We start from the raw sequence: 16,393 nt of genomic DNA, 5'->3' as shown, positions 1-16,393 counted from the left end.
TCCTTATAAAATAATTAGCTTTGAAAATAAAATACAAACGAATATCCATAAAACAGAAATTATAATAAAATTAATGTCCATTTTAGTTATGCATAATGAAGATAGTTTTAATTTCTTTACATTTTCATTATTCATAGAGTATCTATAACCTTTTATTTCTAAAGCTTCAACTGTTGTTCTTGATTTTTTTGCCATATTAAGCATTAATGGGTAAAATGATAAAATAATTATTTTTATTTGATAAATTAAATATTTTATTTTTCCAATTAGAGTGTTGTTTTGAGGTGGGTTTCCTCTAAGTTTATAAGATAGAAGAATATTTTGAAATTCTTCCATAAGTATAGGTAAAATTCTATATCCAAAAGAAATACTAAAAGAAAGAGTTTCCGGAAATTTAAACCATAAAAGTCCATTTGCAAGCCTATCTGGATCTAAGCCCGAAAAAACTGTTATTGAAGCAAGGGAAACGATTGCTATTTTTAATGTCATTATTAATAATGGGATAATCGTTGTTGTATTTCCACCAAAAAATAAAGCAACAAAAAATAAATATCCTGTTTGAGAAAATACACCAAGGCAAAATAAAAATAAAACTAAAGGTGCGATTTTAGCTAATTTTGTTGTTATGACAACCAAAATAAAAATGCCAAGCAGAATAATTATATTGTTTAAAAACCAAGGTACTATTCCAAAGAAACAATACCAACATAATAAAACTCTTGGATCTAGTTTCGCTATTTTTGTATCATCGTTTCCATATGCGTTTTTTAGAACTTGATTTCTTATATAATCAATAGATATTTTATCTAAAATATTTTCTGATAGTTTGTTTTTCATTTATGCATTACCTCCAAAAGCATTGCAAAATTCATTTATTGTATAACAATTGGATTGTTTGTCAAGCATTTTTGCCATAGAATATATTTGTGGCGGATTTATTCCCATAATATCTGTTACAATGTTATTGGAAAATACTTTATCTTTATTGCCGTCATCTATAATTTGTCCACTTGATAACACAATTATTCTATCTGCCCAGTCACATACAAGTTGCATATCGTGTGTGGCAATAATAACAGTATGAGTGATATCTTTAATATCATTTAATGTTTTCATTATTTCTTTCCTTGTAGCAATATCTAAATTTGCTGTAGGTTCGTCGAGCAATAAAATTGAAGGGTTTAACGCTATTCCTATTGCCAGTGAAGCTCTTCGCATTTGTCCACCTGATAGCATTCTGCCATCTTTGTCTTTTATTTCATTTAAATTAAATCTTTTAAGTAGTTCAATGGTTTTTTGTTTATAATTATCAATATTTCTTGATTTAAGAGCAAAGCTTATATCTTCCTCTATTGAATCTTTAATAAACATTTGTTCAGGGTTTTGGTATACCAGTGAAATTTTTTTTGATAAGTCTTTATAAGGGATATCTTTTATATTTTCTCCATCTATTAAAATATTTCCATTATCTTGTTTTATAAGCCCCATTATAAGCTTCATTATCGTTGATTTTCCAGCTCCATTAGAGCCAATTAAAGCAACTTTTTCATCTTTTTTAATGTTTAAATTCATATATTTCATTATATTGTTTCTTTTACCTTTTACAGCTCTATATGATACATCTATATTTATAAACGAGATAACATCTTTTTTTTCTTTGATTTCATGAAAATTATTTTTATTATTAAATTTATATTTGTAATTTTTAAAGAAATCTAAACCTTCCTCTAATGTTGTTGGAAGTTTTTTTGTATTATTTTTTATTATATTGTTATCAATTAATTTTTTTGCTGCAATGGTGATTTGTGGAGGGAAGATGTTATTATCTTGTAGCTTATATACATCTCTTAGTGCTTCTTTAGCATTTTTTTTCCATAAGATTTCCCCGTCTTTCATCAAAATTGCATTTTTACAATATTGTGCAATAAATTCTGTATGGTGTTCTATTACAATTATTGTCTTATTATATTTTTCATTTAGCATTTTTAATGTATCATATATTTTCTTTGCATTTTGAGGGTCAAGCTGAGCAATTGGCTCATCTAAGATTAAAATATTTGGACTAAGAGAAATTGTTCCAGCCAAGGCAAGAAGATGTTTCTGCCCTCCTGAAAGTTGCCAAATATAATCATTCATATTTTTTTCAAGACCACATAACTTTACTGCTTTTTTACCTTTTTCTTCATAATCTTCATATGCATAATTTAAACATGCATATGATGCTTCATCTAAAACAGTTGGTCTAACTATTTGATTTTCAAAGTCTTGATATACATATCCTACTTTACATGCAAGTTGTCCGATATCTGCCTCTTTTGTATTTGTTTTATCTATAAAAATATCTCCTGTTATATCACCATCGATAAAGTGAGGTATTAATCCATTTAATGTTTTACAAAAAGTTGATTTCCCGCAACCATTGTTACCAATGATTGCAAGGAAATCACCATCTTCAATATTTAGATTAATATTTTTTAATGTAGGTGTTTTTGCAGCAGGATATGTAAATGTTAAATTTTTAATTTCTATCATATCCTTTATTTAACCTCTGTATTTTTCTTTTTCTTCATTGCGAAAAGAGTAATAATTGAAATAATAAAAGCAACGATTATTCCTATAAATATTGAATTTGTATTTCCTGCCCATTCAGCTTCCCATTCAATTAATGCCATGCCGTTTTCTGCAAGAAATTCACTGATAATTGCAAGAATAAAGAATCCTATAGATGATAAAATAATTTTTGGAGAAATGCCTTCAAAAGAAGTTTGAGGATTTCTAGGTCTCATTCCAAGAAGAGGTTCTATTTTTCCATAAAGTTTAGGAGCTAGGAAAATTGTAGGTAACATACAAAATAGTATTCCTGAGAATAGAACGTCATTTAAAAATGCAAATCCTTCTGTAAAGAAGACACTTTCTGGAAGCCCCGCAACAGCTTCAAACTCTTCTATTGCAAATTGAACTTTTAAAATATCAATACAACATCCCATGAATTGTTGTATTATTACACCTGATATTGCAGCTATTGCAACCATTTTTTTGTTTTTGGGATCTTTTACCATTCTTCCTGCAATATAAATACCTATTGCTAGTGTTATAAATTTTTCAAGTTCACCTATTCCTCCAAATTGTCCAAGCATTATTTCACTAAAAACAATTTCTCCTGTTGCTGCACCAAGAGCAACTGGTAAAGGTGAAAAAAGCATTGCCAATGTTAATGGAATAAATAAGAAATATTCAACAGAAATTTCTATTATACCTATTTGAAATGAAGGTATTAGTTCTGTAAATAAAGTGGCAATCCCATATAATGCCATTGATAAAATAAAAATCATTAAATTTTGTGTTTGTTTGTTCATTTTTTTGTTTTCCTCCAAAATATATAAATCTAAAATTATTATAAATATTTTATGTAAAATAATCTTTCTTTTAACGGTAAAAAGAAAGTAAATTTTCATTATGTGTTGATATGAAAAAAATATTTCATAATCCTGTAAAAAAAAAGCACATAAAATGTGCTTTTTTTTATTATTATAATTATTCTGCAAAAGTTTCAAGGGCAAGAGTTATCATATCGTTTAGTTTTGTTTCTCTTTCTTTACTTGATAAGATAGTATCGGTATAAATAAAATGATCACTTACCGTAAAAATTCCAAGAGCTTTTTTATTTAAGGCTGCTGCAACACTATATAAGCCTGCTGCTTCCATTTCCACTCCGAGAATTCCAAGCTCTTTCCATTTCTTCCAACCGTCACTGCCTTGTGCATAGAAGTTGTCGCTTGAAAGAATATTTCCTACCTTTACATCAATATTAAGTTCTTTTGCTTTATTGTAAGTTTTAATAAGCAAATCAAAATCAGCAAGGGGAGCGAAAGTTCCGTCTAAGTGGAACTGAGAAGCAAAGTTTGAATTTGTACTTGCACCTTGTGCTATTAATACATCGTTAACTTTTACATCTTCGCTGTATCCTCCGCAGCTTCCTATTCTTACTATATTTTCAACTCCGTAAAAACTATATAATTCATGAGAATAAATTGATATTGAAGGTATACCCATTCCTGAACCCATTACGGAGATGTTTTTACCTTTATATTGTCCACTATAACCTAGCATTCCTCTTACATTTGTTACTTCTCTTGCATTTTCCAAAAAGTTTTTTGCAATATATTTTGCTCTTAGAGGATCTCCCGGCATTAAAACCGTTTTATAAAAGTCGCCGTCTTTTGCGTTAATATGAGGTGTTGTCATTTTTTATTCCTCCTAAATTCTGTAAACTTCTTTTACTCCGTTAATATTTTTAAGTTTTCTGAATAAATCTTCTAACTCTTTAGTATTATGAACATTTAAACTTATGTTTACAACGGAGCCATATTTTTTGTCTGATGAAGCAGAGAAGCTAGACATATTAAATCCTTCGTTACTTATTATTGTCGAAATTTCGGCGGACAAACCTATTCTGTCATGGGCAGTTATTCTTATATCGGCTTCAAAGGTTTTGTTTTCCTTTAATTCTTCCGTATTCCAAGATACGTTTATAAGTCTTTCTTTGTTGATTGAATTACTTACGTTTATACAATCCGCTCTGTGAATAGATACCCCTCTGTTTTTGGTTATATATCCTACTATATTGTCTCCCGGTACGGGATTGCAGCAATTTGAGAAAAATACGGCAAGATCTGTATACCCTTGAACATTGATTGCATTGCTGTTTTTGCTTTTTTTGTTCTTTACAAGTTTAATTTCTTTTTCTTTTTCTTCGTTTTCAAATTCATCTTTGAAATGTTCTTTTATTCTTTGGAAGACCATTCCGCTTTTAAGTCCGCCGTATCCAATAGCTGAATACAAGTCATCCCAAGTATTTACATTAAAACGTTTTTTTACGAATTCCAAATGACCGTTTGTAGCAATTGTATTAAGAGAGTATCCATCTTTTTTAACTTCTTTTTCAAGGGCTTCTTTTCCTCTAATGATGTTTTCTTCTCTGTCTGCCTTTTTAAAGAAAGATTTTATTTTTGTTTTTGCGTGAGAACTTTTTACGATATTAAGCCAGTCTCTGCTTGGACCTTTAGAGTTTGGAGAAGTTATTATGTTTACTATATCTCCATTTTGAAGTTTATATGTTAAAGGTACCATTTTTCCGTTTACCTTTGCTCCTACACACTGATTTCCTATATCTGAATGGATTCTGTATGCAAAGTCAATAGGGCAGGCTCCGCTTGGGAGCTGAATAACCTTTGAATTTGGAGTAAAAACGAAAACTTCATCTGTAAATAAGTCAAATTTTATTCCTTCCATAAATTCATCGGAGTTTTCGACTTCATTTTCCATTTCCATTAATTCTCTTATCCAAATGAGTCTTTTTTCAAAACTGTCTTCTTTTTTATTTGTTGTTCCTTCTTTGTATTTCCAGTGAGCAGCGATACCGTATTCTGCCGTTCTGTGCATTTCATATGTTCTTATTTGTATTTCGAAAGGTTCGGAGCCTTTTGTGAATACAGTTGTATGCAAAGATTGATACATATTTGGTTTTGGCATTGCTATATAATCTTTAAATCTTCCGGGCATTGGGTTCCATAGTGTATGAGCCATACCAAGAACTCCGTAACAGTCTTTTACTGTTTTAACTAAAACCCTTATGGCAAATAAATCGTATATTTCTTCAAAGGCTTTTCCTTTTTTCATTTTTCTGTAAATTGAATAAAAATGTTTAGGTCTTCCTTCTATTTTTGCTTCGATGTCGGATTCTTTTAAAACCTTGCCTAACATATATTTAACATTATCTATAAAAGCTTCTCTTTCTTCTCTTTTTAATGCAACTTTTCTTGCTATGTCATGATAAGCTTCAGGGTCAAGGTAAAGAAGAGCCAAGTCTTCAAGTTCCCATTTTATTTTAGAGATACCAAGACGATGGGCAATAGGTGCATAAATATCAAGAGTTTCTCTTGCTTTTTGTTTTTGTTTATCCGGTCTCATGGCTGATAGAGTACGCATATTATGAAGTCTATCGGCTAATTTTATTATAACGACCCTTATATCGTTAGCCATTGCTATAACCATTTTCCTTAGATTTTCGGCTTCTCTTTGTTCTTTTGTTATAAATTGAAGTTTGCCTATTTTTGTAACTCCGTCAACTAAATTTGCTATTGTTTGATTAAAGTTTGTTTTTATCATTTCATAACTTGCAGGAGTATCTTCTATAACATCGTGGAGAATTGCCGCACAAATGGTATCCGTATCCATGTGTAAATCCGTTAAAATAAAAGCTACTTCAAGAGGGTGAGATATATAAGGTTCCCCTGAGTATCTTGTTTGATTTTTATGTGCATCTTTTGCAAGCAAATAAGCTCTTTCTATGATTTCAAAATTTGCATCTTTTGAATATTCTCTTATACTGTTTTCAAGTTTTCTAAGAAGTTCCATAGGCATCCTCCCAACCGACTAAACATTACATGTTTAGTCCTTATTTGTATCTTTTATAATAACACAAAGTGAGCATCTGTTCAACTTTATTTAATGTAAAATAAACATGCAGATTAAATATTTATTTAGTATATAATTGATTTTAAAGGGTATATTTGGTAATATAAATTATTATAGCTTTTTATTTAAGGAGAGTGTGATAGATGAGTAAAAAACCATATTATATTTCAACAGCAATCGCCTATACATCAGGTAAACCTCATATTGGAAATACTTATGAAATTGTATTGGCGGATAGTATAGCAAGATATAAAAGAATGACTGGGTACGATGTTTATTTTCAAACAGGAACAGATGAACACGGTCAAAAAATAGAAACAAAGGCGAATGAAGCCGGAATTTCTCCAAAAGAATTTGTAGATAATGTATCAGGCGAAATTCATAGAATTTGGGATATTATGAATACAAGTTATGATAAATTTATCAGAACAACAGACCCTTATCATGAAAAGAAAGTTCAACAAATATTTAAAAAATTATATGAAAAAGGGGATATATATAAAGGCGTATATGAAGGAATGTACTGTGAACCATGCGAATCTTTCTTTACAGAAAGTCAGCTTGTTGACGGAAAATGTCCTGACTGTGGAAGAGAAGTTACTTATGAAAAAGAAGAAGCTTATTTCTTCAAATTAAGCAAATATGCTGACAGATTAATGGAATATATAGATTCACACCCTGAATTTATTCAACCTGAATCAAGAAAAAATGAAATGGTTAATAACTTCTTAAAACCTGGACTTAAAGATTTATGTGTATCAAGAACAAGTTTTAAATGGGGTATACCTGTTGATTTTGATGAAGGTCATATTGTATATGTTTGGATTGATGCTCTTTCAAACTATATTACATTCCTTGGATATGATGTTGATGGAAATCATGAAGATACATTTAAGAAATACTGGCCTGCAGATGTTCATTTAATTGGTAAAGATATTTTAAGATTCCATACAATATACTGGCCTATAATGCTTATGGCTCTTGATATCCCTCTTCCAAAACAAATTTTTGGACATCCTTGGTTACTTCTTGGTGAAGGTAAAATGAGTAAATCAAAAGGTAATGTTATTTATGCTGATGACCTTGTAGATGTATTTGGTGTTGACAGTGTAAGATATTATCTTTTAAGAGAAATGCCTTTTGCTCAAGACGGTACACTAACTTACGAACAACTTATTGACAGAGTTAACGGAGAACTTGTAAATATATTAGGTAACCTTGTAAACAGAACTTTAGCAATGAGTAAAAAATACTTTGATGGTAAAGTTACAAATCCTAATGTTAAAGAAGATGTTGATGATGATTTAATTAAACACGTTACAGATACACCAAGACTTGTTGAAGAAAAAATGAATGAATTAAAAGTTGCTGATGCAATTAATTTAATTATTGCTCTTGCAAGAAGAAGTAATAAATATATTGATGAAACAATGCCTTGGGTACTTGCTAAAGATGAAAGCAAAGCAGACAGATTAAAAACTGTTTTATATAATCTTTTAGAATCAATAAGAGTTATCGGTATTTTAATTACACCTTTCTTGCCTCAAACAGGTGAAAATATCATTAAAATGTTAAATACAAAAAATGATTCTTATGAAAGTGTGTTAAGTTTTAGTGGTTTAGAAGAAGACATAGTTTTAAATGAATCATTTGTATTATTTAACAGACTTGATCCAAAAGAAATTATGAAACAAGTTGGTAAAGAAGAAAAACAAGAAAAGAAAAAAGATAAAAAAGAAAATAAAAAAGCAAAGAAAGAAGAACAAGAAAATACAGAAATTACCATTGATGATTTTGCAAAAGTTAAGTTAAAAACGGGAAAAATAGTAAGTGCAAGAAAACATCCTAATGCTGATAAATTATTGGTATTTGAAGTAATGGTTGGAGAAGAAAAAAGACAGATTGTTTCAGGTATTGCCAAATTCTTTACCCCTGAAGAAGTTGTAGGTAAAAATGTTGTAGTAGTAGCAAACTTAAAACCTGCAAAACTTAGAGGTGAAGTTTCTGAGGGAATGTTACTTCTTGCGGAAGATAAAGACGGAAAGCTTACTTTTGTATCTCCTGAAGAAGATATTGAAAGTGGATTAGAGGTTAGATAATTTATATGGCTTATAAAGATTATACTTTACAAGATTTTGTTAATAAAACGTACAGCAAAGACCCTGCTCCCGGAGGGGGCGGGGTCTGTTCCTTATGTGGCTCTTTAGGTGTGGCATTGTCGGGAATGGTTTCTAATTTTACGACAGGAAAGAAAAAGTATGCACAGTATGAAGAGGATATTCAAAAAATAATAAAAGATGCAAAGAGACTTCAAGAACGATTTTTATCTTTAATAGATGAAGATGAAGAGAATTTTATACCTTTGTCAAAAGCATATGGTTTAAAAGCAGAAAGTGATGAAGAAAAGAAATTTAAAGATGATGAAATTTCAAGATGTTCCGTTATTGCATGTAAGGTACCAATAGAGATTATAGATATTTCCTATGAAGCAATATTACTTCATAAAGAACTTTTAACAAAAGGTTCTGTGTTGTTAATAAGTGATGTTGGAGTAGGAGTTGAATGCTTAAGAACAGCTTTAAAAGGTGCTTACTTGAATGTATTGATAAACATGAAAACAATAAAAGATTCTTCTTTTATAGAAAAAAATTTGAAAGAATGTAAAGATAAAGTTGATAATGGCATAATCTTGTGTGATGAAATATATAATAAGGTTTTGGATAGACTAAATATAGGAGAATAAATATGACAAAGAAATTACTTGGCAGTAAGGTTGTAAATGAAATTATAATAAACAGCAAAAAAGAATGTAATGAGTTAAAGGAACAAGGAATAAATCCTCAAATAGCAGTTATTAGGGTTGGAAATAATTCTAGTGATATTTCATATGAAAAAAGTATAATGAATTTCATGGAAAAAGCTGACATATCCGTAAAATCAATAGTATTAGATGAGAATATTAAGGAAGAAGAATTCATTAATATATTAAAGGAAGTAAACGAAGATGAAAGTATAAATGCAATTTTGGTATTTAGACCTCTTCCTGATCAGATTGATGAAGATAAAATAAAATATATAATTTCTCCAAGTAAAGATATTGACTGTTTCTCTCCTGTAAATATGGCAAAACTTTTTATTTCAGATACAAGTGGTTTTTATCCTTGTACACCTCTTGGAGTTATGGAAATGTTAGATTATTACAGAATAAATCCAGAAGGGAAAGAAGTTGTAATCGTAGGTAGAAGTCTTGTTGTAGGAAAACCTTTAAGTATGATGCTTTTAGACAGACATGCTACTCTTACGATTTGTCATTCAAGAACAAAAAACTTAAAAGAAGTATGTAAAAAAGCTGATATTTTAATTGTTGCTGTTGGAAGAGCAAATATGGTAGATAAAGAATATATTAAAAAAGATGCTGTTGTTATAGATGTAGGAATTAATTTTTATGATGGTAAATTGACAGGTGATGTTGATTATGAAAGTGCAAGTGAAGTTGCAGGTATGATTACTCCTGTTCCAGGCGGAGTAGGAAGTGTAACAACGGCTTGTCTTGTTAAAAATGTTTTAAAAGCATGTAAACAAAAAAACGGATAATTTATCCGTTTTTTTTATCTTGAATATTTTTTTCTTTTTCTTACAAATGTAGATGGATCCATATTTAAACTTGCCGCTGCCTGTCTTACATTTTTATATTTTTCATAAGCCTTATTTATATATGCAAGTTCAATTTGTTCTATAAGTTCTTTTAAATTGTCTGTTTTAGGAAGTTTAAAATCTTTTATAATGTCTTTATTATATTTAGGAAAGTTTAAATCTTTTGTCGTTACTACATTATCAGAAAGTATTAATCCTCTTTCTACTACATTTCTTAGTTCTCTTATGTTTCCTTTCCATTCCTGTTCTTTTAAAAATTCAAGTGCTTCCTTTGAAAATGATTTGTTAAAGCCATATTTTTTATTAAATGTATCTTTAAATAAATTTATAAGAGGTATAATATCTTCTTTTCTTTCTTTTAAAGGCGGAATATATATAGGAAAAACCATTAGTCTATAATATAAATCTTTTCTAAATAGTTTCTTTTCCACAAGTTGTTCAAGGTCTGCATTAGTTGCGGCTATTATTCTAACATTAACTTTTATGGATTTTGTTCCCCCGACTCTTTCTATTTCTCTTTCTTGAATAACTCTTAAAAGTTTCACTTGTAATGAAAGAGGAAGTTCTCCAACTTCATCTAAAAACACTGTTCCGTTATTAGCCGCCTCAAATATTCCTGCTTTTCCTTTTTTGTCTGCTCCTGTAAATGATCCTTTCTCATATCCAAAAAGTTCACTTTCCGCAAGAGATGGGGATATAGCACCACAGTTGACTTTTATAAAAGGTTCATTTTTTCTGTTACTGTTATTTAAAATATAATTTGCAAAAAGTTCTTTACCTACTCCTGTTTGTCCAATAAGCATTACCGTTGTGTCAAGGTCTGCAACTTTTTTTGCAATATTTAAAACTTGCTTTGAATTTTCATCAACACAAATAATCTTTTCATTTTCTTTAAAATCAGTTGATTCTATATTTTTATTTTCGTTTTTTAAGAAGCTGTTTTTTTCTACTTCTTTTTTTAATTTGTAAATTTCCGTTAAATCTCTTACGTTTGTTACAACCATTATTATATTACCCTTTTTGTCAAAAACAGGGGAGCTTGTTATTAGCGCTTTTTTCCCAGTTTTAAATTCTTGTTGAAGGGTTATTGGTTCTTTTTTTTGAAGAGCCAAGACCGAACCTGATATGGATATGACATTATTTTTTATAAGGTCAATCATGTTTTTACCTAAAACTTCTTCTTTTTTTAAGCCTGTAATTACCTCATAAGATTTATTTACTTTTATTGTATTTGCTTTATTATCTGTTATATAAATACCGTCAAATGAGTTTTCTATTATTGCATCAAGTCTTTCATTTGCTTCTTGGAGATTATTAAAGATATTATTTTCCATTTTACACCTCGTATATAATTGTATTTTACTATGCATGTTGCAAGAATGCAACAACCTGGTTTATTAATATAAGGAAAAAATATATTTGAAAAAAATATAATTGTTTTATATAATTTTATAGAGGTAGAGTTATGTTAAAAGATGATAAGATAATAGAAATAGAAAAAGTTTTAAATGATAAAGTTCGTCCTTATTTAAAAAATCACGGCGGTAATGTTGTTATAAAGGAATATAAAGAAGGAATACTGAAAGTAAAATTAATAGGTCAATGTGCAAACTGTGTAAGTGCAAAGACAACAAATGAAGAACTTATAAAATATAACTTATTAAAAGAAATACCAAGCATAAAAGATGTAATTCTTGTTGAGGGAGTAAATGACGAACTTCTTGATTTTGCAAAAAATTTTCTAAAAGGGAAATAAAATGAACGTATATTTAAAATACTGTGGCGGCTGCAATGAAACATATAACAGGGTTAGTGAAGTTGAAAAATTAAAAAAGGAATTCCCTGATTTATGTTTTTATTATGATGATAATCACATTTGTGATATTGCGTTTATTGTATGCGGATGTAATAATGCCTGCGTTTGTATGGATAAAATAAAAATTGAAAATAAATATATTTTAAAGGATAAGGAAGATTTTTATAAAATAAAATCTATTTTATTAAATAAATCACAAAGGAATTGATTATGGGTGAACTTAGAAAAATACCAGGTGTAGGGAAGAAAACAGAAGAAGATTTAATAATGTTAGGGTATAAAAATATTGAGTCCTTAAAAGGAGAAGATCCTGAAAAAATATATTTAAAGGAATGTGAACAAAAAGGCTGTAAAGTTGACAGGTGTCAGCTTTATGTATATAGATGTGCTGTGTATTATGCGAACGAAGGAGAAGATAGAGAGAATAAAAAGTGGTGGGATTTTAAAGATAAATAATACTAGTATTTGACATATTATGTTGTCAGTGGTAAAATATTGTGAAATCAAAATAATACAAATAAGCTAGGGGAGCCTATGGGCTGAGAGAACTATTCGTGTTTACCCTTACTACTTGATCCGGGTTATGCCGGCGTAAGGAAGCTAAATATTTTCTTAACCCCTCCTATGTTTATAAAAGGAGGTATTTTTATGTAAATTTTTGTATCATCTACACCTGACGGTTATATGCCAACAACAATAGGATATATAACTTTAGCAGTTTTACTTATTGCGGCATTGGTTATAGGTGTATATTTATCAAAATCAAATAAGAAAGAAAAACAAAAAAGTATCAGTACAAAAAAAATGGTTTTTTGTGCAATGATTATTGCTCTTGGAACAGTAGCATCAATGCTTAAAGTATATGAGTTTCCATTTGGAGGTTCCGTAACTTTATGTAGTATGTTATTTGTATGCTTGGCGGGTTATTTTTTTGGTCCTGCAACAGGTATTTTAACAGGTGCTGCATATGGTATTTTGCAACTGATTATTGAACCTTACATAGTTTTTCCTTTGCAGGTTATCGTTGATTATTTACTTGCTTTTGGGGCTCTTGGTTTATCCGGAATATTTTATAAATCAAAAAACGGTTTGTTAAAGGGATATATAGTTGGTGTTATCGGAAGATATATTTTTGCAGTCCTTTCAGGTTTTATATTTTTTGCTGAATATGCTTGGGCAGGCTGGTCGCCACTTGCTTATTCTTTGGTATATAACGGAATATATATAGGAGCTGAAGCAATTCTTACAATTATTGTAATTTCAATACCGGCTGTAAAAAAAGGATTTGAAAGAGTTAAAAATAATATTTAAGGAAGAAGTGTTTTACTTCTTCTTTTTTATTATTAAGGAGTGCTTTTTGAACTTTGTAGTATATTTATAATTTAGTTTTTAGTGTTATAATTATTTTAATATAGTTTGGAGGAATGTTATGAGTATAGGACAAAGAATAGCACGTGAAAGAAGAAATCTTAATTTGACACAAGAACAGCTTTCAGAAAAACTTGGAGTATCAAGACAAACAGTTTCAAAATGGGAGCAGGATATTATTTTAGTTGGGACAAATAAGCTTATAGAACTTTGTGATATACTTGAGGTAAGTATAGATTATTTATTAACAGGTGAAGAAAAAAATAATAAGCTTGAAGTAAAAAACGGAGAAAAAGGGCTTGAAATAGACTGGACTAAAGTTTATCCTATTTTAACTAAATATCAAGATGAAATAGATATGGATTACTATTTGTCTCATTTTGAGAATATGATAAAAGAAGCAATGAAAAAATATGATTATTCTCTTGAAGATGCTGTGCTCGTTTTAAAAGATGTGTTTTATAAAGCATTTTTAAATATTGAAAAAAAAGAAAAGGACTGTTAAACAGTCCTTTTTTATTCATCATATATTGGAGTAACTAAAGGTTTTCCGTCCTTGTTTAGTAAAGGGGTAAGTCCACTTGCTGTTCCGTCGAAATGGAATAAATAATTTACTCCTGTTTCTCTGTCAACCCAAATTTCATTACCTTTTATTGTTCCTTCACTATGAACTTTTATGAATCTTTTTTTCATTGTTATTTATTGCTTCTTCTCCAGATGTTCATTTTTTCTGCTTCTTTAATAAGTTCTTCTCTGAAGTCAGGATGAGCAACACTGATTAAAGCTTCAGCTTTTTGCCATGTAGAAAGTCCTTTTAAGTTTACTTTACCATATTCTGTTACAACATAGTGAGTATTTGCTCTTGTATCTGTAACTACTGAACCAGGGTGAAGTGTTGGTAAGATACGAGATTTTAATTCACCTTGTTTGTTTTTGAATGTAGAAGATAAGCAGATAAAGCTTTTACCTCCTTTTGATAAGTAAGCACCAAGAACGAAGTCAAGTTGTCCGCCTGCTCCAGAAATTTGTTTTGTTCCTGAAGATTCAGAGCTTACTTGTCCGAATAAGTCAATATCAACAGCATTGTTGATTGAGATGAAGTTATCATGTTCAGAGATAACTCTTACATCGTTTGTATAATCAACAGGAACTGACATACATTCTGGGTTGTCATTTAAGTAATCATATAATTTTTTTGTACCTGCTGCGAATGCATATGTTTGACGGAATCTGTTTAAGTTCTTTTTAGAACCATTGATTTTGCCTGCGTTTGCAATATCAACAAAACCGTCTACAAACATTTCTGTATGAACACCAAGGTCTTTTAAGTCTGATTCTGCGATTAAAGAACCAACTGCGTTTGGCATTCCACCGATACCAAGTTGTAAACAAGCTCCATTAGGGATTTCTTCAACGATTAGTTTTGCAACTGTTTTATCAACGTCTGTTGCAGCTCCACCGCCACCCATTTCAGCCATTGGAGGGTTGTCTCCTTCGATAATCATATCTACATTTGAGATGTGAACTGCAGATTCAAATCCTCCTAAACATCTTGGTACATTTTCGTTTACTTCAACAATAATTTTTTTTGCTGTTTCGCATACAGCCATTAAGTGTGAAGCACTTGGTCCAAAACTAAAGTATCCATGGTTATCCATTGGAGAAACTTGCATAACAGCAACATCTGCTCCTGGAGTATTTCCATCTCTATAGTATCTTGGAAGTTCTGAGTAACGAATTGGAGAATAGAATGAAAATCCTTTTGCTACAGCTTTTCTTTCAATTCCTCCCATATGCCAAGAGTTCCATGTGAAATGATCTTTTGCATCTTCCAATTTGAAGATTTCAGGTTCCCACATTAAGATACCGCCTCTTACGTTTACGTCTTTTAAGTTAGGCATTAATTTTGCTAATTCTTTGTCGAATGCAACAGGAGTTGTTGCTGTCCAACCGTAATCAATCCAATCGCCTGATTTTACTGTTTTTGCTGCTTGTTCAGCACTTACTAATTTTTGTTCATATTCTTTTTTATAATCCATATTAGTATCCTCTCGTTTATTTGAATTATTTATATTTTATCATTAATAACTATTAAGGGTCAATAGCTTAAAGTTTTAAATCAGTAAAAAATTACTTATTTTTTTCTCATTTTATTTCTTATTCTTATATCTGAACTGATAAAATGTAAATATTTAAAATTACTTACTATCCTTGAATATATTCTTGATTTGTATTTATCGCTTATTTCATTGAGATTAAGATTTGTTGTTATTATCATTTTTTTATTGTAAGTGATTCTATAATCAATTAATTTTAATATTTCATTGTTAACATATTCACTTTGGGTTTCTATTCCAAGGTCATCAAGAATTAATAAATCTGCATTTAATATATTTTGTTTATGTTCTTCTAAAGATGGATTAGAGAAATTTTTTATTGCATCTTCAAATTCTCTTGCAGTTAAACAAACAACACTATATCCTTTTTTTAATAAAACCTTTCCTGTTGCAGCTGCAAGAAAAGTCTTTCCACTTCCAACTTTACCTGACATTAGTAAACCTATGTTATTATTACTGTCATTAAATTCATTTATAAACCTTAAAGATTGTTGTTTATTTTTTAAAATATTTTCCCTTGGTGATATTTCTCCTTTTTTTGATTCATTAGTAAATAGATTTTCATTAAATTCTTCAAAGCTTCCCTTTCTAAAAAGTAAAGGGTGAGGTTTTACATTAAAATGTAAAAATTCTTTTAAGCAATCACACATATGTCCGTTTATATATCCTGTATCTTTGCATTTATTACAGTCGTATTTTACCTCCAAGAAATTTTCATCAAAACCCTTTTTTATTAATTCTTCTCTTAATTGATTATTTAGTTTTGTTTCTTTTTCTTTGTATTTTTCACTACTTAGATTACCAAGACAAGCGCTTATTCCAAGTTCGTTAATTTCGTTAAGGATTTTCTTTATTTCAGGATAATTTTGTTTTACATAATCTATTTTTCTTTCTAATTCTTTTTCTTTTAAATGTCTTTTATTGTTAAAATCAATCATTTTTTTTTCGTTAATATTCATGA

17 protein-coding genes and 1 riboswitch are annotated in these 16,393 nt (G+C 29.6%); of the genes, 8 read left to right on the top strand and 9 right to left on the bottom strand.

The features are described from left to right. Window positions 1-3 precede the first annotated feature (3 nt). The 5 genes from M6G78_RS03095 to M6G78_RS03075 all read right to left on the bottom strand — a co-directional run bounded on the left by M6G78_RS03095 (window position 4) and on the right by M6G78_RS03075 (window position 6,417). On the bottom strand, window positions 4-837 hold the full coding sequence (locus M6G78_RS03095; protein ID WP_138268619.1) for an energy-coupling factor transporter transmembrane protein EcfT: 834 nt from the start codon (window positions 835-837) through the stop codon (window positions 4-6). Next, entirely contained in the window at window positions 838-2,532 is a 1,695-nt protein-coding gene (locus tag M6G78_RS03090; protein WP_138268620.1) for an ABC transporter ATP-binding protein, read from the bottom strand. It abuts the gene before it with no gap. A gap of 5 nt (window positions 2,533-2,537) precedes the next feature. Next, on the bottom strand, window positions 2,538-3,356 hold the full coding sequence (locus M6G78_RS03085) for a cell division protein FtsQ (protein WP_138268621.1): 819 nt from the start codon (window positions 3,354-3,356) through the stop codon (window positions 2,538-2,540). A 178-nt stretch (window positions 3,357-3,534) separates the two neighbouring features. Further along, window positions 3,535-4,245 (bottom strand): purine-nucleoside phosphorylase, encoded by a 711-nt coding sequence (deoD, locus tag M6G78_RS03080; protein ID WP_138268622.1) that lies wholly within the window; start codon window positions 4,243-4,245, stop codon window positions 3,535-3,537. A 12-nt stretch (window positions 4,246-4,257) separates the two neighbouring features. Then, a complete protein-coding gene (locus M6G78_RS03075; protein WP_138268623.1) occupies window positions 4,258-6,417 on the bottom strand; it encodes a bifunctional (p)ppGpp synthetase/guanosine-3',5'-bis(diphosphate) 3'-pyrophosphohydrolase in 2,160 nt (719 codons plus the stop codon). 203 nt (window positions 6,418-6,620) lie between these two features. On the opposite strand from M6G78_RS03075, the gene metG reads away from it, so the two are divergent. The 3 genes from metG to M6G78_RS03060 are packed head-to-tail and all read left to right on the top strand — an operon-like array spanning window position 6,621 to window position 10,071. Then, on the top strand, window positions 6,621-8,576 hold the full coding sequence (gene metG / locus M6G78_RS03070) for a methionine--tRNA ligase (protein WP_253229581.1): 1,956 nt from the start codon (window positions 6,621-6,623) through the stop codon (window positions 8,574-8,576). Window positions 8,577-8,581: 5 nt separating this feature from the next. Further along, on the top strand, window positions 8,582-9,220 hold the full coding sequence (locus M6G78_RS03065) for a cyclodeaminase/cyclohydrolase family protein (protein WP_253229580.1): 639 nt from the start codon (window positions 8,582-8,584) through the stop codon (window positions 9,218-9,220). Between the two features lie 2 nt (window positions 9,221-9,222). Beyond that, window positions 9,223-10,071, top strand: a complete 849-nt coding sequence (locus M6G78_RS03060; RefSeq protein ID WP_138268626.1) for a bifunctional 5,10-methylenetetrahydrofolate dehydrogenase/5,10-methenyltetrahydrofolate cyclohydrolase — start codon at window positions 9,223-9,225, stop codon at window positions 10,069-10,071. Between the two features lie 14 nt (window positions 10,072-10,085). Here M6G78_RS03060 and M6G78_RS03055 read toward each other — a convergent pair whose 3' ends face one another. Beyond that, the gene (locus M6G78_RS03055) at window positions 10,086-11,465 is read right to left on the bottom strand and encodes a sigma-54-dependent Fis family transcriptional regulator (protein ID WP_253229579.1); all 1,380 of its coding nucleotides are present in this window, start codon (window positions 11,463-11,465) and stop codon (window positions 10,086-10,088) included. A gap of 131 nt (window positions 11,466-11,596) precedes the next feature. On the opposite strand from M6G78_RS03055, the gene M6G78_RS03050 reads away from it, so the two are divergent. From M6G78_RS03050 to M6G78_RS03030, 5 genes are all read left to right on the top strand, one after another. Next, complete coding sequence (locus M6G78_RS03050) at window positions 11,597-11,887, top strand: NifU family protein (protein ID WP_138268628.1); 291 nt, start codon at window positions 11,597-11,599, stop codon at window positions 11,885-11,887. A gap of 1 nt (window position 11,888) precedes the next feature. After that, complete coding sequence (locus M6G78_RS03045; RefSeq protein WP_253229578.1) at window positions 11,889-12,155, top strand: hypothetical protein; 267 nt, start codon at window positions 11,889-11,891, stop codon at window positions 12,153-12,155. 2 nt (window positions 12,156-12,157) lie between these two features. Then, entirely contained in the window at window positions 12,158-12,403 is a 246-nt protein-coding gene (locus tag M6G78_RS03040) for a helix-hairpin-helix domain-containing protein (RefSeq protein WP_253229577.1), read from the top strand. 58 nt (window positions 12,404-12,461) lie between these two features. Then, a riboswitch (TPP riboswitch) is annotated at window positions 12,462-12,562 on the top strand. 69 nt (window positions 12,563-12,631) lie between these two features. Next, window positions 12,632-13,258 (top strand): energy-coupled thiamine transporter ThiT, encoded by a 627-nt coding sequence (locus M6G78_RS03035; protein ID WP_253229576.1) that lies wholly within the window; start codon window positions 12,632-12,634, stop codon window positions 13,256-13,258. A gap of 118 nt (window positions 13,259-13,376) precedes the next feature. After that, complete coding sequence (locus M6G78_RS03030; protein ID WP_138268631.1) at window positions 13,377-13,820, top strand: helix-turn-helix domain-containing protein; 444 nt, start codon at window positions 13,377-13,379, stop codon at window positions 13,818-13,820. A gap of 11 nt (window positions 13,821-13,831) precedes the next feature. Here M6G78_RS03030 and M6G78_RS03025 read toward each other — a convergent pair whose 3' ends face one another. The 3 genes from M6G78_RS03025 to M6G78_RS03015 all read right to left on the bottom strand — a co-directional run bounded on the left by M6G78_RS03025 (window position 13,832) and on the right by M6G78_RS03015 (window position 16,391). Continuing rightward, window positions 13,832-14,008: a DUF6440 family protein gene (locus M6G78_RS03025; protein WP_253229575.1), complete on the bottom strand. Its 177-nt coding sequence runs from the start codon at window positions 14,006-14,008 to the stop codon at window positions 13,832-13,834. Between the two features lie 2 nt (window positions 14,009-14,010). Next, window positions 14,011-15,354: a butyryl-CoA:acetate CoA-transferase gene (locus M6G78_RS03020; protein ID WP_253229574.1), complete on the bottom strand. Its 1,344-nt coding sequence runs from the start codon at window positions 15,352-15,354 to the stop codon at window positions 14,011-14,013. A gap of 95 nt (window positions 15,355-15,449) precedes the next feature. Next, the gene (locus M6G78_RS03015) at window positions 15,450-16,391 is read right to left on the bottom strand and encodes an ATP-binding protein (RefSeq protein ID WP_253229573.1); all 942 of its coding nucleotides are present in this window, start codon (window positions 16,389-16,391) and stop codon (window positions 15,450-15,452) included. Window positions 16,392-16,393 lie beyond the last annotated feature (2 nt).

Origin of the sequence: Anaerofustis sp. NSJ-163 (genome assembly GCF_024135845.1) — a bacterium.
Lineage (GTDB): Bacteria > Bacillota > Clostridia > Eubacteriales > Anaerofustaceae > Anaerofustis > Anaerofustis butyriciformans.
Note: the sequence above shows the minus strand (reverse complement) of the source record. Positions and strands in the feature narration are given on the sequence as shown.